Below are 18,639 nucleotides of genomic sequence, written 5' to 3' on the forward strand. Positions count from 1 at the left end.
GGTCCCCGGTGACCGGCCGCCGCGGCGCCGGCGACACCGACGGGGGGAACCCACCCATGCCCACGCCTCGCGAGCGCCTCGCCGACGCCCGGCTCTACCTCTGCACCGACGCCCGGAAGCGCCAGGGCGACCTGCCCGCCTTCCTCGACGCCGTGCTCTCCTCCGGCGTGGACGTCGTGCAGCTCCGCGACAAGGGCATGGAGGCCGCCGAGGAGCTGGAGCACCTCGCCGTCTTCGCCGAGGCCGCCCGCCGTCACGGCAGGCTCCTGGCCGTGAACGACCGGGCCGACGTCGCCCGCGCCGCCGGCTCCGACGTCCTCCACCTCGGCCAGGGCGACCTGCCCGTCCCCGCCGCCCGCGCGATCCTCGGCGACGAGGTGCTGATCGGCCGCTCCTGCCACGCCGAGGCCGAGGTGGCCGCGGCCGCCGCCGAGCCGGGCGTGGACTACTTCTGCACCGGGCCCTGCTGGCCCACCCCCACCAAGCCCGGACGGTACGCGCCGGGGCTCGGCCTCGTGCGGTACGCGGCCGGCCTGGCCCAGGACCGCCCCTGGTTCGCCATCGGCGGCATCGACGAGACCAACCTCGACGAGGTCCTGGACGCGGGCGCGCGCCGGATCGTCGTCGTCCGGGCGATCACCGAGGCCGACGACCCGGCCGCCGCGACCGCCGCCCTCGCCAAGCGGGTCCGGGAGCGCGCCGGGGAGTGAGGCCCGCAGGGGAGTGAGACACGCCGGGAGCGGACCCCGCCGGGGGACGGCGGCGTGCGCCGGGGGACGGCGGCGCGTGCGGAGCGGGGCTCGGCCGGACCGATCCGGCCGGAATGTGTCCGAAAAAGTGTCCACCGATCGGACAACCCGCACACGGCCGCCACACCCCGTCTAACCTGCCGGTATGGCCCTTGGTACCGCTTCCGTCCGCTCGGACCGCGCCCGCACGGTCCGCGACATCCTCGCCTCCGGCGGCACGTCGTACTCCTTCGAGTTCTACGCGCCCCGGACCGAGAAGGGCGAGCAGTCCCTCTGGAAGGCCATGCGCCGGGTCGAGGCGGTCGGGCCCAGCTTCGTCTCCGTGACCTACGGCGCCGGCGGCACCACCCGGGGCGGCACCGTCAAGGCCACCCAGAAGATCGCCTCCGACAGCACCCTCACCCCCGTCGCGCACCTCACGGCCGTCGGCCAGTCCGTCGCCGAACTGCGCAACATCCTCGGCCAGTACGCCGACGCCGGCATCCGCAACATGCTCGCCCTCCGGGGCGACCCGCCGGGCGACCCGCTGGGCGACTGGATCGAGCACCCGGAGGGGGTCCGGTACGCCGCCGACCTGGTCCGGCTGATCAAGGAGTCCGGCGACTTCTGCGTCGGCGTCGCCGCCTTCCCCGAGATGCACCCCCGCTCCACCGACTGGGACACGGACATCCGGCACTTCGTGGACAAGTGCCGCGCCGGCGCCGACTACGCCATCACCCAGATGTTCTTCGACCCGGAGAACTACCTGCGGCTCCGCGACAGCGCGGTCAAGGCGGGCTGCGAGACCCCGATCATCCCCGAGGTCATGCCCGTCGTGAACGTGAAGACCCTCGACCGGCTGCCCCAGTTGAGCAACGCCGCCTTCCCGGCGCGCGTGAAAGACCGCATCCTCGCCGTCAAGGACGATCCCGCCGCTGTACGCTCCATCGGTATCGAGTTCGCGACGGAGTTCTGCGCGCGTCTGCTGTCCGAGGGCGTCCCCGGGCTGCACTTCATCACGCTCAACAGCTCCACCGCGACACTCGAGATCTACGAGAATCTCGGACTGCACCAGCAGTCGTGACCGGTCGTACCCGCCCCTCTCCGCGGCGGTGACCGCGGAGAGGGGCGGCGGGGCATGGGGTGGACGGTCCTCTACATCGCGTTCGGCGTGGTCGCACTGTGGCTGCTCGGGGAGGTGCTCCTCCAGTACAAGGCGCGGCTGCGCTGGCGCGTGCTCGCCTTCTGCGGCTTCCTCTTCGTGGTCCTGGGCGTCCTGCTGCCCTCGGTCCCGGTGATCGTCGCCGGCGCGCTCGCCTTCGCCGTCGGCCAGACCTACGTGACGCTCTCCTTCCGCCGCGGCTTCTCCACCGGCTGGGCGATCGGCGGCAGCCCGGGCGCGAGCCGCCGCCGCAAGGCCGGCGCGCCGGACCGGGCCGGCCCCACCCTGGAGGTCACCGAGCTCTCGTACGACGAGCCGGGCGCCGGCCACCACGCCCCCGAGCGGCACCCGGAGGCGGCCGACGACGGCACGGCGGTCTACGAGCCGCTGCCGATGCCCGACGAAACCGGCCAGTACGGGGTCTACGACACCGGCCGCGACACCGCCCCCGCCGCCGACGCCGGATACGACCCGGCGGCCTACGCCCCCTACGCGGCGGGATACGAGCAGGGATACGGCCAGGGGTACGAGCAGCAGGGGCACGACCACCAGGGCTACGAGCAGCCCGTCCACCAGCAGGGGTACGACTACGGGGCCGCCGGGCAGCAGCAGTACGCCGCCTACTCCGACCCGTACATCGGCCCGGGCACGGACGCCCAGCAGTACGGCTCGTACTACGGCGACCCCTACGCCCCCTCGTACACCTACGACACCCCGCCCGGCGGGGTCTGGGTCCCGCAGCAGCGCGACACCGAGCCGGACCCGCACCAGCAGGCCCCGGGGCCGTACGGCCACGAGCCGCACCAGGACGACCGGCAGCAGTACCGCTACTGAGGCCCGCGCGGCCCGGGGTTCCGCCGCGGGCCGCGGCGGGTCACTGCGAGCCGCGGAAGTCCGCGCCCTCCACGATCAGCCCCGCCACCAGCGCGCCCGACATGCCCGCGTGGGCGAGCCCGCCGCCCGGGTGCGACCAGCCGCCCGCGAAGTACAGGCCCGGCAACGGCGAGCGGTTGCCGGCCGGGAGCAGCCGTCCGCCCGCCCCGGCGAGCGCGGGCCCGGGCACCTCGGCGGCCCCGGTGTCGCGCCGCACGTCCTCCGGGGTGCGGACGTGCCGCCACAGCAGCCGCTCCCGCAGCCCCGGCACCGCCCGCCCGGCCGCCTCGACCATGCCGTCGGCGAACGCCCCCCACTCCCGCTCCGGATCCGGATCCGTCCGGACGGTCGCCGTGACCGTCACCGCCTCGTGGTCCGCGTCCGGGCGCAGCGCCGGGTCGTCCGGGCGCAGCACGGTCACCGTCGGCCGCCCGCCGTCCGCGTGCACCACCGTGCGGTGGACCGCGTCCGCCTCCCGCGCGCCGCGCAGCGCCAGACAGACCGTCACCCGGCCGGTGCCGAGCACCTGGTGGCGGGGCCACTCCTCGCCGCGGTCCCACTCCACGACCTGGTCGCGGTAGAGCGCCGGCACCGGCGCCCCGGAGACCACGTGGTCGGCCGCGACCTCCTCGCCCCCGGCCAGACACACGCCGACCGCCCGGCCTTCCTTCTCCAGGACGTCCACCACCGGAGCGTCGAAGACGAACTCCACCCGCCGCTGCCGGCACCGCTCGTACACCGCGTCGGCGAGCGCCCGCAGGCCCCCGGCCACGTACCAGCTCCCGAAGGTCTGCTCCATGTACGGCAGGACGGCGGCCGAGGCCGGGGCGTCGGCCGGGTCGAAGCCGTACGTCCACGCGTACGCGTCGAGCAGGGCGGCGAGCCGGGGATCACGCAGCTCCCGCGCCCCGACCTGGGCGAGCGTCCTCGTGGGGCGGCGCAGCAGGCCCGCCTTCGGGGCCGGGTACGGCTCGCGGGCGAGCGGCGCCGGGTCGGCTGGCTGCGGCTCCTCCAGGAGCGGCCGGCGGGTGCGGTCCCAGGCCTCGCGGGCCCGCGTCAGGAAGTCGCCCCAGCGCTCGCCCGCGCCCGCGCCGAGCGCCGCGTCCAGGGCGGCGACCGTGCCGGCCCGGGAGGCGTTCGGCAGGTCCACGCGCGCGCCGTCGGCGAAGACGTGACGGGCCGCCGGGTCGACCTGCGTCAGCGCGACGCACTCCTCCAGGGGCTCCCTGCCCGTCTTCACGAACAGGTCCCGGTAGACGGCGGGCAGGTGCAGCAGCCCCGGGCCCGTGTCGAAGGCGAAGCCGTCGCGCGCGAACCGGCCCACCGCACCGCCGTGCGTCGGCCCCTGCTCGTACACCGTCACCCGGTGGCCCGCCACGGCCAGCCGGGCCGCCGCCGCCATGGCGCCGAGTCCCGCGCCGATCACCACAATCCGTGCCATGCCGGCGAGCCTATCCGTCCCCTCCGACGGCCCCGGAGGGGACGGGTCAGAAGTGCCGCGACCCGTCGTCGGGCGGGGCCGGGACCCGCGGGCGGGGCCCGGCGGCGGCGAGCCGCCTCTCCTCCCGGCGCCGGGACCTGCGGCGCAGGAAGCGCCGGATCCGCCGGGCGAGGAAGACCAGTATCACCAGGCCGAGCAGGAGCAGGACGCCCGCGACGGCCGCCGCCGCCACCGGATGGAAGATCGCGAAGGTGACGACCGCCGCCACCCCGAGGTCCTCCGCCAGGCTCACCCCGACGTTCGAGAACGGCTCCGGCGAGGTGTTGACCGCCATCCTCGTCCCCGCCTTGACGACGTGGCTGAGGAGGGCCGTCGAACCGCCGACCGCGGCCGCCGCCAGCTCCGGCAGCGAGCCGTCCTGCCCGGCGAGCAGGGCGCCGACGACGGCCCCCGCGACCGGCCGGACCACGGTGTGGACGGAGTCCCACATCGAGTCGAAGTACGGGACCTTGTCCGCCACCGCCTCGCACAGGAACAGCACGCCCGCGACGACGAGGACGTCGGTGCGCTGGAGGGACGCGGGCACCTCGTCGGTCAGCCCGGTCGCGCCGAAGAGGCCGAGCAGCAGGACCACCGCGTACGCGTTGATCCCGCTCGCCCAGCCGCTGGTGAACACCAGGGGGAGTACGGACACGCCCGCGATCGTAACCAGGCCTGAGTACCCGTACCTAGGGGCCGAGATGAGTAGGCGCGCGGATGGGGCCGGCAGGGCCCGGAGGAGAGAGTGGAGTCCACGGAAGGGGCGCGGCTCCGGTACCGCCGTCACGGGGCGGCGGAACGGGGCCGCGCACCTGCCGGTACGGGAGGCACGGGGGCACGGGGGTGCGGCCTTCCGGTACGGGGGCACGGGGGAGCGCCTTCCGGTACGGGGGTGCGGCGGGAAGCCGGTGCGGCGAGGCTCGGGGGGATCGAGCCTCACCGCACCGGCTTCTCCGTGTCCGGGGGCTTTTCCGGGTCCGGACGCTTCCTCGCGCCCGGGTGCTCTTCCGTGTCCACGCGCGCGTGGCCCGGCCCGGAGCCGAGGTCCGTGCCCACGCGCGCGTGGACGTGGACACGGACATCGGTGTTCCTAGCGGCCGCCCACCCGCCCGTGCAGGAGCCGGGAGAGGGCCGCGTGGACGTCGTCGAGGGAGCGCTCGCTCTGGAAGGCCTGCCAGTCGAGCGCCGCCACGAGCACCATGCCGACGAGCGCCGCCGCCGTGAGCTGGACGTCGATCTCCTCGTTCAGCTCCCCGGCCTCGACCCCCTCGCGCAGCACCCCCTCCACCACCGCGACCGCCTCCTGGCGGACCACCAGGAGCGTGGAGTTCCAGGCCCGGTTGGTGCGCCAGAGCTCGGCCACGTACAGCTGGGTGAAGGCCGGGTAGCGGTCGATGAAGACGAGGCCCGCCCGGATCATCGCGTCCAGCGCGTCGACCCGGCTCCCGCCGCGCCCGGCGGTCTCCTCGGCCGCCGTGCGCAGGGAGGCGGTCAGCAGCGACACCCCGTGCCGCAGCAGCTCCTCGAAGAGCTCGGTCTTGCTCTTGAAGTTGTAGTAGACCGTGCCCTTGGCCACGCCGGCCCGCTCGGCGATCTCGTCCACCGTCGTCGCGGAGAAGCCCTGCTCCGCGATGAGCGTGACGGCCGCCTCGTAGAGCTTCGCGCGCGTGGCCTGGCGTCTGGTGCTGCTGCTGTCCATGGGGTCGATTCTCACAGGTGTCACGGGTGGTACCGGCCCCGTCTCACAGGGTCAGTTCGGGGTGGAGCCGGTCCAGCGTCCAGACCTGCCGCCTGCGGGCCGAGACGGCGGTCAGGGCCAGGGCGCCCAGGGTGAACGCCGTCAGGACCGCGCAGGACTGCCAGACGGGTTCGAGCCCGCCGCCCGTGATCAGCCGGCGCAGCGACTCGACCACGTAGGTCATGGGCAGGAAGGGGTGGATCGCGTTGAAGAAGGGCGGGCTGGTCTGGACGGGGTAGGTGCCGCCCGCCGAGGTGAGCTGGAGCATCAGGGCCGCGAGCACCAGGATCCGGCCCGCCGCGCCGAAGCGGGCGTTGAACCACTGGATGATCGCCGTGAAGCAGCAGGTGACCAGGGCGAGGAAGCCGACCGTGCCGGCGGCCCGCGCCATCTGGAGGCCGAGGCCCCAGTGCAGCACCGACATCAGGGCCGCGACCTGGAGGAGGCCGATCGCCGCCACCGGGAGCCAGCCCGCGAGCGCGATCCGCCAGGCGGAGCCGCCCGCGGCGAGCGCGCGCCGGTTCATCGGCTGGATGATCATGTACGCGACCATCGCGCCGACCCAGAGGGAGAGCGGGATGAAGTACGGGGCGAAGCCCGTGCCGTAGTTCGGCGCCTTGTGCATCGACTGGGAGGCCAGCCGCACCGGGTCGGCCATGACCTCCGTGCGCTTGTCGCGGGCCTGCTGGTCGTAGTCCGGGATCTGGCCGACCCCGTCGCGCAGCCCGCCGGCCAGCTCGCCGGAGCCGTCGGCCAGCTTGAACAGGCCGCCGTCCAGGTCGCCCGCGCCCTTCTTGAGCTTGCCGACGCCGGTGTCCAGGTCGACCGAGCCGGTCTTCGCCCCGCTGATGCCGGTGTGCAGCTTCTCCGCGCCCGCCGCGACCTTCTTGGCGCCCGCGTTCAGCTCGTTGATCTTCCGGATGGCGTTCTCGACCTCCTCGTCGAGGTGCGGGGCGCGGGCCGCCAGCTCGTCGGCCTGCTTCTTGAGCGTGACCAGGCGCGCGTTCAGCGTCTTCAGGTCGCCGTTGCTGTCCTTGGTCAGCTCGTGCACGTCGTCCGCGATGACGGCGACGTCGCCGGCGGTGACCGCGGCCCGCTGGAGGACCTTGCACGCGCGGGCGTCGGGCTCCGGGGCCTCCACGCACTCCTCGCGGTGCAGGGCGGTCAGCTCGGCGTCGGCCTTGTGCGCGGCGGTGCGGACCTGGGGGCCCCGCTTCACCAGGATGTCGAGGTTGTGCTGGACGGCGGTGGCCGAGTCGGAGACGAGCCGGGCGGTGTCGCGGATCGACTTGCCGTTGTTCGCCAGGTAGGGGCGGACCTTGTCGGCGGTGCCGTTCACCCTGTCGGCGAGCGTCTGCGTGCCGTCCGCGACCTTGCGGGAGCCGGTCTCCAGCTCCTTGGCGCCCTTGTCGAGCTTCTTCAGGCCCTCGGCCAGGTCGCCGCTGCCGGCCTTGGCGTCCCCGAGGCCGTCCGCCAGGCTCTTGGAGCCCTTCTTGGCCTTGTCGACGCCCTGCTTGAGGTCGGCCGCGCCCTTGGCGGCCTTCTCGGTGGCGTCATGGATGTCGGAGAAGGAGATGAAGATCTTGTCCAGGAAGCCGCGCGAGGACTTGGTGGAGGCCGCGGTGCGCACCTCGGCGAAGACCGTCCGGGAGATCTGCCCGACGATGTAGTTGTTCGCGTCGTTCGTCCGCACCCGCAGGGCGCCGGTCTCGGGGGAGTCGCCGGAGCTGGAGGCGATGCGCGCGCTGAAGTCGCCGGGCATGGTCAGGGACAGGTAGTACGTCCCGTCCTCGACGCCCTTGCGCGCCTCCTCGTCGCTCACCCGGTGCCACGCGAAGGTCTCGCTCTCCAGGAGCCCCTTCGTGAGGTCGTCGCCCGCGTTGATCTCCTTGCCGTCGGCGGTGGCGCCCCGGTCCTCGTTGACGAGGGCGACGGGGATCCTGTCGAGCCTGCCGTACGGGTCCCAGAAGGAGTACAGGTACAGGGCGCCGTACAGCAGCGGCAGCAGCAGGACCGCGACGAGCGCGGCGCGCGGCAGCTTGCCCCTGCCGAAGCGCCTCAGCTCAAGAGCGGCCAGTTTCGGCGAGCGCATCGTCCGCCCCTTCCTCGGTCGTGGACGCGGCGGCGCCCGTGTCGGTGCCGGTGCCGTCCGCCCCGGCGGCGTCCGCCCCGGTGGCCTTCGTCCGGGCCTTCTTCGTGTCGACGGGCTTCGTGTCGGCGGTCTTCGCGCCGGTGGCATCGGCCTTCTCGGCGGGCCCCTTCCCGGCGGGTTTCTCCGGCGCTCCGGGCGCTCCGGGCGTCCCGGGGGTCTCCGGGTCCTCCGGCACCTCCGCGGACTCCTCCACGGGCTCCTCCGGGGCGATCGTGGTGATCCGCAGGGCGTCCTCCGGGGCCTCGCTGCAGACGGCGAGGACGGTCGTCCCGGCGGCGGCCAGGGAGCGCAGGAGCGCCCAGACCTCGGTCCGGTCCGCGTCCGAGAGCTTCAGGTCGGTGTCGTCCACGGCGAGCAGCCGGGGGCGCCCGATCAGGGCGAGGGCGATCGAGAGCCGCAGCGCCTCGGGCCGCTCCAGGTCCCGCACGGAGGTCCGCTCGCCCTTCGGCAGGGCGTCGAGGTCGAGCCCCGCGGCCGCCACGGCCTCCGCGATCCGGGCCCGCGCCTCCGCCGCCCGCGTGCCGGGGCCCCGCAGCAGCGCCCGTACGGAGCCGTCGAAGCGGCGCTGGAGCAGCGCCCGCTCGCGCAGGTGCTCGGCGACCGTGAAGGCGGGGTCGAGCTCGTTGACGCCCGGGACCTGGCCCAGCGCGCTGATCCGGCGCACCGCGGCCATCTTCCGGGGCAGCGGGAGACCGCCGACCTCGGCGTGCCCCTCCTTGGCCCTCATCCGGCCGGTGAGCGCGAGGAGCAGACAGGTGCGCCCCGAGCCCGACGGCCCCTCGATCGCCACCAGCGCGCCCGGCTCCGCCCGGAAGGACACCTTCCGGAAGGCCCAGCCCCGCGGCCCCTTCAGTCCGAAGCCGTCCGCGACGACGGCGGCGCCGTGCGGCCGTTCCTCGGCTTCCGTGCCCACGGACCCACCCCCATTCCCCATTTTTGAACTGACTAGTCAGTTCAAAAGTTACCCCCGAGTCGGATCCTTCGCAAAACCGCAGCTCAGCGTGATTGTCAGTGGGGCTGGGCACGATGGACACATACGGCCACAGCGCCGTCACGCGACGACAGGAGGCTTCGTCATGGCACGTCCATCCGCAGCAGCCGCACCCAGGCGCCACCCCGTCCCCGCGCACTCCGGACCCGCGTCCGACATCCACCCCGTCTCCCGCCGCACCGCCGCCCCTCCCGCCGCCCTCGACCTCCTCGCCAAGTCCCGCGCCGGACTCGCCGAGGCCGCCGCCCTCGACCGCCCCCACGAGCGGTACGCCACCGCGCACCTCGCCGCCCTGCGCGCCGCCGCGGCCGTGCTCGCCGCCCGGGGCACCCCCGACCCCGTACCCCGCCGCAAGGAGCGCATACGGACCGCCTGGGAGCTCCTCGCCGAGCTGGCGCCCGAGCTCGCCGAGTGGAGCGCCCACTTCGCCGCCGGAGCGCCGCGCAGGGCCCGCGCGGAGGCGGGCATCACCGGCGCCGCCACCCCGAGGGAGGCCGACGACCTCCTCAGGGACGCCGAGTACTTCTCACGCCTGGTCGAGCGGCTGCTCGCCCTCCGTCCGGTGTCGCCCCGCGGCCCCGGGGACGACGACGCGGGAGGGTGATCCGAAAGGCGGGAGCGAGGCCATAGGGTGGGGAGGTCCGTACCCGTCACCGAGGAGTCAACAGCCGTGCCGGACCCTTCCCCCGCCTTCGGTCGAGAGGCGACCTCACGCCCGTCGCGCGCCTCCCTGCGCACCGCCGTCGTCTGGGACGTCCTCAAGGACGCCCTCGACCGCCGGGGCGAGGCCTCCGGGAAGGACGCCCTCGACGTCCTCGACACGGGCGGCGGCTCCGGGAACTTCGCGGTCCCGGTGGCCCGTCTCGGCCACCGGGTCACCGTCGTCGACCCCAGCCCCAACGCGCTCTTCGCGCTGGAGCGCCGGGCCGCCGAGGCCGGCGTCGCCGACCTCGTCACCGGCGTCCAGGGCGACGTCCGGGGCCTCTTCGACGTGGTCGGCCGCGAGGGGTACGACGCCGTGCTCTGCCACGGCGTCCTGGAGTACGTCGACGACCCCGCCGAGGGCGTGCGCAACGCGGTCGCCGCGCTCCGGCCCGGCGGCAGCCTCAGCCTGCTCGCCGCCGGGGTCGGCGGCGCCGTCCTGGCCCGCGCCCTCGCCGGGCACTTCACCGAGGCCCGGCACGCGCTCACCGACCCGGCGGGCCGCTGGGGCGCGGGCGACCCCGTGCCCCGGCGCTTCACCGCCGAGCAGCTCGCCGAGCTGGCCGACGAGGCGGGTCTCGAGGTCGGCGCCGTGCACGGCGTCCGGGTCTTCGCCGACCTCGTCCCCGGCGTCCTCGTCGACACCGAGCCGGGCGCGGCCGAGGCCCTCCTCCGGCTTGAGGCGGCCGCCGCGGAGCTGCCCTCGTTCCACGCCGTCGCCACCCAGCTGCACGTCCTCGGGGAGAAGCGGGCCTGATCCGGGAGGCCACCCGTTCGGCGGTTCGGGCCGCGGCGCTCCATGGAGTACGCCACAGCACGCCCGGTCCGGGCCCCGGCCCCGTATGATCGGGGGACACCATCCGGCATGACGGACGGGGCCCCGGGGAATCAACGCCTCAGCAACCGATCCGCATGGCGGCCCGGATTGGCTATTCGGCATTGTGGGCGGGTTTCACGGGGGCGATTCCCTGCCTATCCTGAAAGGGCCGCAAACCGGTCGCCCCCGCGGCCGACGACTAGGAGGACTCCGTGCCGCTCTCGGAGCACGAGCAGCGAATGCTCGAGCAGATGGAGCGAGCGCTGTACGCCGAAGATCCCAAGTTCGCGACAGCGCTCGAGGGAAGCGGACTGCGTACGTACACCCGGCGACGGGTTTACCAGGCAGTCGCCGGCTTCCTGGTGGGTATCGCGCTCCTCATGGCCGGAATGGTCGCACAGCAGATCTGGATCAGCGTGGTGGGATTCCTCGTCATGCTGGGCTGCGCGGTCCTGGCGGTCACCGGATGGCGCAAGGCGCCGAAGCCGGGTGAGCAGCAGGCTTCGGGCGGAACGGCGGCCGGCGGCCGTCAGACCCGGCAGCGACGCCCCATGATGAACCGGATCGAAGAGCGGTGGCAGCGCCGCCGCGACGAGCAGGGCGGCGGCCACTGACGGCCCCCTGAGCGGAAGCCCCGCCCCCTTCAGCGACCGAGCCCCGCAGAGCCGCGCACCCGAGCGCAGCGGCCCTGCGGGGCTCGTCGCCGTACGGAGCCGCGGGCCGCGAGCCGGGGGACGGCGGAGAGCCACGGCGATCAGGCGCCGGGAAGAGCCACGGCGATCAGGTCCCGGGGAGAGCCACGGCGATCAGGCGCCGGGAAGAGCCACGGCGATCAGGTCCCGGGGAGAACCACGGCGATCAGGTCCTGGGAAGAGCCACGGCGATCAGTTCCTGGAGAGAGCCACAGTGGCCGGGCCCGGCAGGAGAACCGCGGTGGAGCGCCGTGACAAGAGGGGCGGGATCCTTCCGGATCCCGCCCCTCCGCCGTACCCCGGCTCTCTCAGCCCGCCCCGTGCGGCGCCCGGCGGAAGCGGGTCGTCAGGGCGTGGCGGCGGTCCGACCAGCGGGCCGTCGCCGTCGCCCAGCGGGCCGAGGCCGCCCAGCGGACGCGGACCGCCGAGCGGGGGGCGAGCAGGGCGCGGAGGCGGGTGCGACGGTCCGCGCCCGCGTGGAAGCCCGCCCGGACCCGCCCGGCCTCCTCGGCCAGGTTCGCGACCGGCTGCGACCGGGGCGCGTACAGCACCTCCTCCACCGCCCGCGCCACCCGGTGCACCGCGTCGGCGGACTCGCCCCGCAGCTCGCCCAGGCGCACGATCCGCGCCGCCGTCCGCCGGGGCGTCTGCGACTCGTCCGGCTCGACCCCGTAGTCCCAGGCCGTGTCGTTGATCTCCCGCCAGACCGCGAGCGTCCGCGCCGCCGTCCCCCCGGCGCCCCGCGCCGAGGCCCGTCCGGGCCGCCCGTCCGCGGGCACCGGCCCGGACGGCCCGGCCGTCTCCTCCGGCTCCCACGCCCCGGCCGGCCCGAGCCGCCGGGCGCGGGCCCGGTTCCGCCAGAACAGCGGAAGCAGCGGCAGGACCAGGACCACGGCCACGCCCAGGACGATCAGGGTCGTCGCCAGCGGATCGGCGCCGGAGTCGTCCGGGGCCGCCCCGGCCGCCGCCGTCTCCTGACCGCAGTCGCCGAGCTTGCGCATCTGCGGCGTGCAGCTCTCCGAGGCGCTCGGCGCGGCGGACGGCTGCGCCGAGGCGCTCGGCCGCGGCTGCGCGGGCCCGGTGGCCGGGCCCGAGGGAACGGTCTCCCGGGCGTAGGAGGGGGTGGAGCCGCGCTGCGGGGTCGGCTCGAACCGCGTCCAGCCCGCTCCCTCGAAGTACAGCTCGGGCCACGCGTGCGCGTCCCGGATGCCGACCGACACCGATCCGTCGCTCTGCGGCGTGCCCGGCATGAAGCCCACGGCCACCCGGGCCGGGATGCCGAGCGAGCGGGCCATCGCCGCCATCGAGAAGGAGAAGTGGACGCAGAAGCCCTCCTTGTCCTTCAGGAAGCGGGAGACCGCCTGCACCCCGGTGCCGGACTTCACGTCCACGTCGTAGCGGAAGCCGCCGTCCCGGGCGAACCAGTCCTGGAGCTTCAGGGCCCGCTCGTAGTCGTTGTCCGCGCCCGCGGTGACCTTCCGGGCCGTCTCCCGCACGTCGGCCGGCAGCGACACGGGCACCTTGGTGTACTCGCGGCGCAGCTCCTCCGGGGCGGGCCCGGCGGCGGCCAGCTGCTCCGCCGTCGGCTGCACGTCCAGGCTGGCCACCTGGTAGCGGGCGCCCCGGGTGGTCTGCTTGTCGTCGCCGACCAGCATCCGGCCGGCCGGCTCGTACCGCCAGCGCCCCTCGACGTCGACCCGGGAGGCCGGGTACGGCATCGGCAGCCACTTCTGCTCGTAGTTCTCCGAGGCGACGAAGTTGCCGGTCACCTCGGTGACCCGGACGCCCTGCGCGAGCCCGTCCGGCCACGGCAGCCGCTCCGGCACGTCCACGATCGGGCGGACCGAGGACTTCCAGGAGAGGCCGTCGAACTGGTCGAGCGCGACGAGCCGCAGGTACATGCCGCTGGTGTCGCGGGCGTTGGTCCGGTAGCGCAGGACCTCGCGGTCCTCCTGCTGGCGCAGGTCGTCCTGGAGGGAGACCAGCGGGTTCACGGTGGAGATCGTGCCGCCCGTGCCGCTGCCCCCGGACCCCTCGCCCTCGCCGCCGACCCCGAGGAGTCCGCCGCTCAGACCGGGCAGCGCGAGCGGCACCACCAGAGCGACCCCCATGGCCAGGGCCCCGATCCGGCGCCCGGTGCGGACCGGCGCGAAGGCCTGGCCGCCGCTGCCGACGGCGGTGCCGGGCCGGCCGGTGCGCTGGGCGCCGCCGAAGACCCGCCCCCACTGGGAGAACCGGTCCCGGCCCTCGGCGAGGAGCAGCAGCAGATAGCCGGTGCCCGCCAGGACGAACCAGAGCCGGCCCGCGCCGCCGCCGGAGAGGCCGGCCGCCACCGAGTACAGGGCGAGCAGCGGCAGACCGGCCGGGGCCGCCTTGCGGAAGGTGACCGCGAGGGCGTCCACCATGAGCCCGATCACGACCACGCCGCCGACCAGCATGAGCTGGATTCCCTCGGTGTCCGGCGCGGGGACCGCGTACTGGCCCACGTCCTCGGCGCCCGCCCGGAACAGCTCGACGGCGTGCGTGACGGCCTGGGGCCCGGGCAGGAACCAGAGGACCGCCTGCTCGCGGGCGAAGACCGCGGTCAGCGCGAGCAGCGCGACCACCGTCTGGGCGAGGAGGGTCAGCGGCGCGGCGAGCGGCACCCGCCGCGCCAGCGTGCCCGCCCCGCTCACCAGGGCGAGCACGAAGGCCGCCGTGAAGATCCAGGTCGCCGGCTTGACCAGCGGGAGCAGGGCCCCGGCCGCCATCAGGGTGGCGGCCCAGGAGGCCAGCGTCAGCCGTGCGCGCCCGCTCATGCCCATCCTCCGTAGGTGGTGTCGGCGGCGGCGTCCGCGCTGATGCCGGCCGCCTGCTGCCACAGGTCGGCGAGCCGCGCCCCGGGCGGCACGGCGAGCGCCGTCCAGCCCGCCTCGCGCAGCTGCCGCACCCGGTCCTCGGCCGCCCCGGAGACCGAACCGCCGGTCAGCCAGGCGCCGGAGTCCAGGACGAAGGCGACGGCCGCGCCGCTCCGGCCCCGCATCCGGGCGACGAGCGCGGCCTGCTCCTCGTCGAGGTCGCCGAGGAAGGCGACGAGCAGCCCGTCGCCGCCGGCCCGCAGCGCGTCGGAGGCGCGCGAGAGGCCCGCCCCCTCGGAGTGGTCGACGACCGCGAGGGTGTCCATCATCAGACCGGCCGAGTCGGCCGGGTCCTGCACCGGGCCGCCGAAGCCCTCGGCGCCCTCGCCGGGGACGGCGCTGCCGGTGTCGGTGAGCAGCCGGACCGTGTAGCCGCGCTCCAGCATGTGGACGAGCGCGGAGGCGGTGCCGGAGACCGCCCACTCGAAGGCGGAGTCCGGGCCCGCGCCCCGGTAGGCGACCTCGCGGGTGTCGAGGAGGACGGTGCAGCGGGCCCGCTGCGGCTGCTCCTCGCGGCGGACCATCAGCTCGCCGTAGCGGGCGGTGGAGCGCCAGTGCACCCGGCGCAGGTCGTCGCCGTGGCGGTAGGCGCGCGGGATGACGTCGTCGTCGCCGGAGAGGGCGAGGGCGCGCTGCCGCCCCTCGCCGTGTCCGGCGGCCTCGCCGAAGAACCCGACCGGCGGCAGGGCCTCGGTCCTGGGCACGACGGTGAGGGTGTCGTACGCGCTGAAGGAGCGGGTCAGCTCGCACATCCCGAAGGGGTCGCTCAGCCGGAGCTGGAGCGGTCCGAGCGGGAAGCGGCCGCGCAGGTCCGAGCGGACCCGGTAGGACACCTCGCGCCGCCCGCCCGCCTCGACCCGGTCGAGGACGAAGCGGGGCCGGGACCCCAGCATGTACGGCACGTGGTCCTGGAGCATGAGCAGCCCGGTGGGCAGCTTGGACACGTTCTCCATCCGCAGCTGGACCCGGGCCTCGGTGCCCGTCTCCACCCGCTGGGGGACGAGCAGGCGCGAGGTCGCGACCCGGTAGCGGGTCCGGTGCAGCACGAGGACGCAGATCAGCGGCAGGACGGCGAGCAGCAGCCCGACGCGCAGCAGGTCGGCCTGGCCGAGGACGTACGCGCAGACGGCGGCGGCCACCCCGGCGGCGAGGAAGGACCGGCCGCGGGTGGTGAGGCCGCTCAGGGCGGCCCGCAGTCCGCCCCGGTCGTCGTCGCCCCGCTGCCCGTCCGGCACGGCGGCGCTCGTCATCACAGCCGCCGGGCGCCGGGCTGCTGCTGGCCGTAGAGCGGCCCGGCGGGCGGGGCCGAGGCCGGGACGGGGGTGCGCTGCAGGATGTCCTGGACGACCTGCTCGGCGGTGCGGCGGTTGAGCTGGGCCTGCGCCGTCGGCAGCAGCCGGTGGGCGAGGACGGGAGCGGCGAGGGCCTGGAGGTCGTCGGGCAGCACGTACTCGCGGCCGCTGAGCGCGGCGGAGGCCCGGGCGGCCCGCAGCAGGTGGAGCGTGGCCCGGGGGGAGGCGCCGAGCCGCAGGTCGGGGTGGGTGCGGGTGGCGGCGACCAGGTCGACCGCGTACCGGCGCACGGCGTCGGCGACGTGCACCGCGCGCACCGCCTCGATCAGCTTCAGGACGTCGTGGGCGTGCGCCACCGGCTGGAGGTCGTCCAGCGGGTTGACCGCGCCGTGCACGTCGAGCATCTGGAACTCGGCCTCGGCGCTCGGGTAGCCGATGGAGACCCGGGCCATGAAGCGGTCGCGCTGGGCCTCGGGCAGCGGGTAGGTGCCCTCCATCTCGACCGGGTTCTGGGTGGCGACCACCATGAACGGACTGGGCAGCTCGTACGTCTGCCCGTCGATGGTGACCTGCCGCTCCTCCATGGACTCCAGGAGCGCGGACTGGGTCTTCGGCGAGGCGCGGTTGATCTCGTCGCCGATCACGATCTGGGCGAAGATCGCGCCCGGCTTGAACTCGAACTCCCGGCGCTGCTGGTCGAAGATCGACACGCCCGTGACGTCCGAGGGCAGCAGGTCGGGGGTGAACTGGATGCGGCGCACCGAGCAGTCGATGGACCGGGCCAGGGTCTTGGCCAGCATGGTCTTGCCGACGCCCGGGACGTCCTCGATCAGGAGGTGCCCCTCGGCGAGCAGCACGGTCAGCGAAAGCCGTACGACCTCGGGCTTGCCCTCGATCACACTCTCCACCGACCTGCGGACGCGCTCCACAGTGGCGGTCAGATCAGTGAGGCTCGCTCGATCGTCATAGGTCGTCACCCGGCCCTCCTCGGCCTTCCGAAACACACGGACACCCGCCCCCGGTGGGATCTTCGTGAGGTGTCCACCCGGGCATTCTTGTTGGCGTGGCCGGGTCGTGTCACTCGGCTGCCGGCAAGTACGGAGGAAATGCCGGAGTTTCGACCGTTAAACCCGGTCGGCGGCGCGGGTCCGCGCGGCCCGTCCCGGGAGGGGGCGGGGAGCGTCAACGGGCCTCTTTGTGAGTTGACCCACAGGAGGGAGAGCCGCGCCCCGAACGAGTGAGCCGCCCGGAATGTCCGGCGGAACCGCCGGGGCCGTGCGACGCGCCAGCGGGTTGATTGACCGGCGGGTCCGGTGGACTAAAGTGACGCGAAGTTCACGGAGACAACGAGCGATTCCCGCGGTTTCTCCCCCGTGTGCGCGGCGGTACCTACGGCTCGGCCTCCTCCCGCTCGCCGGTCGGCCGACGCGCCCTTCCGGCGCCGGACGACCGCTTCTCCCCAGCGAGCGGGCGGGGCCCCGGCGGTACGTTCCCCGTGCCCGAATTGAGAGGGCGCATTGAGCAACGACCGACACGTCCCGGTGATGCTCCAGCGGTGCCTGGACATGTTGGCCCCCGCCCTGGAGCGCCCCGGCGCGGTCGTCGTCGACTGCACCCTGGGGCTCGGCGGCCACAGCGAGGCCCTGCTGAAGAGGTTCCCCGAGGTGCGGCTCGTCGCCCTCGACCGCGACAAGGAGGCCCTGCGGCTCTCCGGCGAGCGGCTCGCCCCCTACGGCGAGCGGGCCACCCTCGTCCACGCGGTCTACGACGAGCTGCCCGAGGTCCTCGACCGGCTCGGCATCCCGAAGGTGGACGGCGTCCTCTTCGACCTGGGCGTCTCCTCCATGCAGCTCGACGAGGCCGACCGCGGCTTCGCCTACGCCCAGGACGCCCCGCTCGACATGCGCATGGACCAGTCGACCGGCATCGGCGCGGCGGAGGTCCTCAACACCTATCCGCCCGGCGAACTGGTCCGGATCCTGCGCGCGTACGGCGAGGAGAAGCAGGCCAAGCGGATCGTCTCCGCGATCGTGCGCGAGCGCGACAAGGAGCCCTTCACCACCAGCGCCCGGCTCGTCGAGCTCATCCGCGACGCCCTGCCCCAGGCCGCCAAGCGCACCGGCGGCAACCCGGCCAAGCGCACCTTCCAGGCCCTGCGCATCGAGGTCAACCACGAGCTCGACAGCGTCGAGAGGGCGATCCCGGCGGCCGTGAGGGCCCTCGCCGTCGGCGGCCGGGTCGCCGTCCTGTCGTACCAGTCCCTGGAGGACCGGATCGTCAAGCAGGTCTTCGCGGCCGGCGCGGCCACCACCGCCCCGCCCGGCCTGCCGGTCGTCCCCGAGAAGTACCAGCCCCGCCTGAAGCTGCTCACCCGCGGCGCCGAGCTGCCCACCGAGGAGGAGGTCGCCGAGAACCGGCGCGCCGCCCCGGCCCGGCTGCGGGGCGTCGAGCGCATCCGGGAAGACGTCCTGTGAGCACGGCGAAGGGGCCCCTCAAAGGGCGGGCCGCGCGGCTCGGACGGCTCATGCCGTCGGGGCCGAGCACGGCCGCCCGCACCCCCTTCGTCCTGCTCGTCGTCGTGCTGCTCGGCGGCGGCCTGATCAGCCTGCTCCTGCTGAACTCGGCGCTCAACCAGGGCTCGTTCCAGCTGAACGAGCTGAAGAACCGGACCACCGAGCTCACCGACGAGGAGCAGGCGCTCCAGCGGGACGTGGACGCCTACGCGGCCCCCGACGCCCTGGAGCGGCGGGCCCGCGAGCTCGGCATGGTCCCGGGCGGCAGCCCCGCCTTCCTCGGCCCGGACGGCAAGGTGCTCGGCAGGCCCTCCACCGCCCCCTCCCCGACGCCGAGCCCGACGCCCACGGCCTCCGCCACGGCGGAACCGCCGCCCGCCTCCCCGAAGCCGCCGGCGGGCACGGGCGCGACGGCCGGCGCCGGCTCCGGCCCGGCCCCGACCGCACCCACCTCGCCCGCAACCGCTCCCACGACCTCCGGCAGGTGACCGAGCAGTGCCCCCCAAGGAGCCCCCGCGCCGCCGCGTCCCCGGCCCCGCACGGCCCGCCCGCCCTCGGCCCGCCGCGGCCTCCGGCTCCGGCGGCACCCGGGCGCCCCGCCC

General features: G+C 74.9%; 16 protein-coding genes. 8 read left to right on the plus strand and 8 right to left on the minus strand.

Translation table 11 applies throughout. The features are described from left to right. Positions 1 to 56 precede the first annotated feature (56 nt). From thiE to ACWGSR_RS36795, 3 genes are all read left to right on the plus strand, one after another. Positions 57 to 710: a thiamine phosphate synthase gene (gene thiE / locus ACWGSR_RS36785; RefSeq protein WP_376246537.1), complete on the plus strand. Its 654-nt coding sequence runs from the start codon at positions 57 to 59 to the stop codon at positions 708 to 710. A 184-nt stretch (positions 711 to 894) separates the two neighbouring features. Beyond that, a complete protein-coding gene (gene metF, locus ACWGSR_RS36790) occupies positions 895 to 1,812 on the plus strand; it encodes a methylenetetrahydrofolate reductase [NAD(P)H] (RefSeq protein ID WP_366376452.1) in 918 nt (305 codons plus the stop codon). A 54-nt stretch (positions 1,813 to 1,866) separates the two neighbouring features. Beyond that, the gene (locus ACWGSR_RS36795; protein WP_376246533.1) at positions 1,867 to 2,724 is read left to right on the plus strand and encodes a hypothetical protein; all 858 of its coding nucleotides are present in this window, start codon (positions 1,867 to 1,869) and stop codon (positions 2,722 to 2,724) included. A 40-nt stretch (positions 2,725 to 2,764) separates the two neighbouring features. On the opposite strand, the gene ACWGSR_RS36800 is transcribed toward ACWGSR_RS36795, so the two are convergent. From ACWGSR_RS36800 to ACWGSR_RS36820, 5 genes are all read right to left on the minus strand, one after another. After that, positions 2,765 to 4,204 carry a phytoene desaturase family protein gene (locus ACWGSR_RS36800; protein WP_453573624.1) on the minus strand — a complete coding sequence of 480 codons (1,440 nt, stop codon included), beginning with the start codon at positions 4,202 to 4,204 and terminating at the stop codon, positions 2,765 to 2,767. Between the two features lie 46 nt (positions 4,205 to 4,250). After that, positions 4,251 to 4,898: a DUF4126 domain-containing protein gene (locus tag ACWGSR_RS36805; RefSeq protein ID WP_453573627.1), complete on the minus strand. Its 648-nt coding sequence runs from the start codon at positions 4,896 to 4,898 to the stop codon at positions 4,251 to 4,253. Between the two features lie 435 nt (positions 4,899 to 5,333). Continuing rightward, positions 5,334 to 5,942 (minus strand): TetR/AcrR family transcriptional regulator, encoded by a 609-nt coding sequence (locus ACWGSR_RS36810; RefSeq protein WP_376246524.1) that lies wholly within the window; start codon positions 5,940 to 5,942, stop codon positions 5,334 to 5,336. Between the two features lie 43 nt (positions 5,943 to 5,985). Then, on the minus strand, positions 5,986 to 8,073 hold the full coding sequence (locus tag ACWGSR_RS36815; protein WP_376246521.1) for a YhgE/Pip family protein: 2,088 nt from the start codon (positions 8,071 to 8,073) through the stop codon (positions 5,986 to 5,988). Then, positions 8,045 to 9,046: an ATP-binding cassette domain-containing protein gene (locus tag ACWGSR_RS36820; RefSeq protein WP_453573630.1), complete on the minus strand. Its 1,002-nt coding sequence runs from the start codon at positions 9,044 to 9,046 to the stop codon at positions 8,045 to 8,047. Before ACWGSR_RS36820 ends, ACWGSR_RS36815 begins: the two co-directional genes overlap by 29 nt. A gap of 163 nt (positions 9,047 to 9,209) precedes the next feature. Between ACWGSR_RS36820 and ACWGSR_RS36825 the strand changes: the two genes are divergently transcribed. From ACWGSR_RS36825 to ACWGSR_RS36835, 3 genes are all read left to right on the plus strand, one after another. Next, complete coding sequence (locus ACWGSR_RS36825; protein ID WP_376246514.1) at positions 9,210 to 9,728, plus strand: SAV_6107 family HEPN domain-containing protein; 519 nt, start codon at positions 9,210 to 9,212, stop codon at positions 9,726 to 9,728. 66 nt (positions 9,729 to 9,794) lie between these two features. Further along, the gene (locus ACWGSR_RS36830; RefSeq protein ID WP_376246511.1) at positions 9,795 to 10,583 is read left to right on the plus strand and encodes a methyltransferase; all 789 of its coding nucleotides are present in this window, start codon (positions 9,795 to 9,797) and stop codon (positions 10,581 to 10,583) included. Positions 10,584 to 10,855: 272 nt separating this feature from the next. After that, a complete protein-coding gene (locus ACWGSR_RS36835; protein ID WP_366376469.1) occupies positions 10,856 to 11,257 on the plus strand; it encodes a DUF3040 domain-containing protein in 402 nt (133 codons plus the stop codon). 386 nt (positions 11,258 to 11,643) lie between these two features. Here the strand turns inward: ACWGSR_RS36835 and ACWGSR_RS36840 are convergent, their stop codons facing one another. From ACWGSR_RS36840 to ACWGSR_RS36850, 3 genes are read right to left on the minus strand one after another with little or no spacing between them, the layout of a single operon-like run. Further along, positions 11,644 to 14,133, minus strand: a complete 2,490-nt coding sequence (locus ACWGSR_RS36840; protein WP_376328656.1) for a transglutaminaseTgpA domain-containing protein — start codon at positions 14,131 to 14,133, stop codon at positions 11,644 to 11,646. Then, entirely contained in the window at positions 14,130 to 15,482 is a 1,353-nt protein-coding gene (locus tag ACWGSR_RS36845) for a DUF58 domain-containing protein (protein ID WP_376243154.1), read from the minus strand. Before ACWGSR_RS36845 ends, ACWGSR_RS36840 begins: the two co-directional genes overlap by 4 nt. Further along, positions 15,482 to 16,501, minus strand: coding sequence for an AAA family ATPase (locus tag ACWGSR_RS36850; protein ID WP_366376474.1), 1,020 nt, complete (start codon positions 16,499 to 16,501; stop codon positions 15,482 to 15,484). Before ACWGSR_RS36850 ends, ACWGSR_RS36845 begins: the two co-directional genes overlap by 1 nt. A gap of 540 nt (positions 16,502 to 17,041) precedes the next feature. Here ACWGSR_RS36850 and rsmH point away from each other — a divergent pair. Beyond that, entirely contained in the window at positions 17,042 to 17,998 is a 957-nt protein-coding gene (gene rsmH, locus ACWGSR_RS36855; RefSeq protein ID WP_376243157.1) for a 16S rRNA (cytosine(1402)-N(4))-methyltransferase RsmH, read from the plus strand. Continuing rightward, positions 17,995 to 18,525 carry an FtsB family cell division protein gene (locus ACWGSR_RS36860; RefSeq protein ID WP_453573636.1) on the plus strand — a complete coding sequence of 177 codons (531 nt, stop codon included), beginning with the start codon at positions 17,995 to 17,997 and terminating at the stop codon, positions 18,523 to 18,525. The genes rsmH and ACWGSR_RS36860 overlap by 4 nt, the downstream gene beginning before the upstream one ends. Positions 18,526 to 18,639: the final 114 nt, after the last annotated feature.

This window comes from Streptomyces sp. NPDC055632 (genome assembly GCF_053618675.1).

What these genes read in the sequence shown, in the direction of transcription:
- thiE (WP_376246537.1), top strand. Translation starts at nt 57, where the DNA reads ATGCCCACGCCTCGCGAGCGCCTCGCCGACGCCCGGCTCTACCTCTGC.
- metF (WP_366376452.1), top strand. Translation starts at nt 895, where the DNA reads ATGGCCCTTGGTACCGCTTCCGTCCGCTCGGACCGCGCCCGCACGGTC.
- ACWGSR_RS36795 (WP_376246533.1), top strand. Translation starts at nt 1,867, where the DNA reads ATGGGGTGGACGGTCCTCTACATCGCGTTCGGCGTGGTCGCACTGTGG.
- ACWGSR_RS36800 (WP_453573624.1), bottom strand. Translation starts at nt 4,204, where the DNA reads ATGGCACGGATTGTGGTGATCGGCGCGGGACTCGGCGCCATGGCGGCG.
- ACWGSR_RS36810 (WP_376246524.1), bottom strand. Translation starts at nt 5,942, where the DNA reads ATGGACAGCAGCAGCACCAGACGCCAGGCCACGCGCGCGAAGCTCTAC.
- ACWGSR_RS36815 (WP_376246521.1), bottom strand. Translation starts at nt 8,073, where the DNA reads ATGCGCTCGCCGAAACTGGCCGCTCTTGAGCTGAGGCGCTTCGGCAGG.
- ACWGSR_RS36825 (WP_376246514.1), top strand. Translation starts at nt 9,210, where the DNA reads ATGGCACGTCCATCCGCAGCAGCCGCACCCAGGCGCCACCCCGTCCCC.
- ACWGSR_RS36840 (WP_376328656.1), bottom strand. Translation starts at nt 14,133, where the DNA reads ATGAGCGGGCGCGCACGGCTGACGCTGGCCTCCTGGGCCGCCACCCTG.
- ACWGSR_RS36845 (WP_376243154.1), bottom strand. Translation starts at nt 15,482, where the DNA reads ATGACGAGCGCCGCCGTGCCGGACGGGCAGCGGGGCGACGACGACCGG.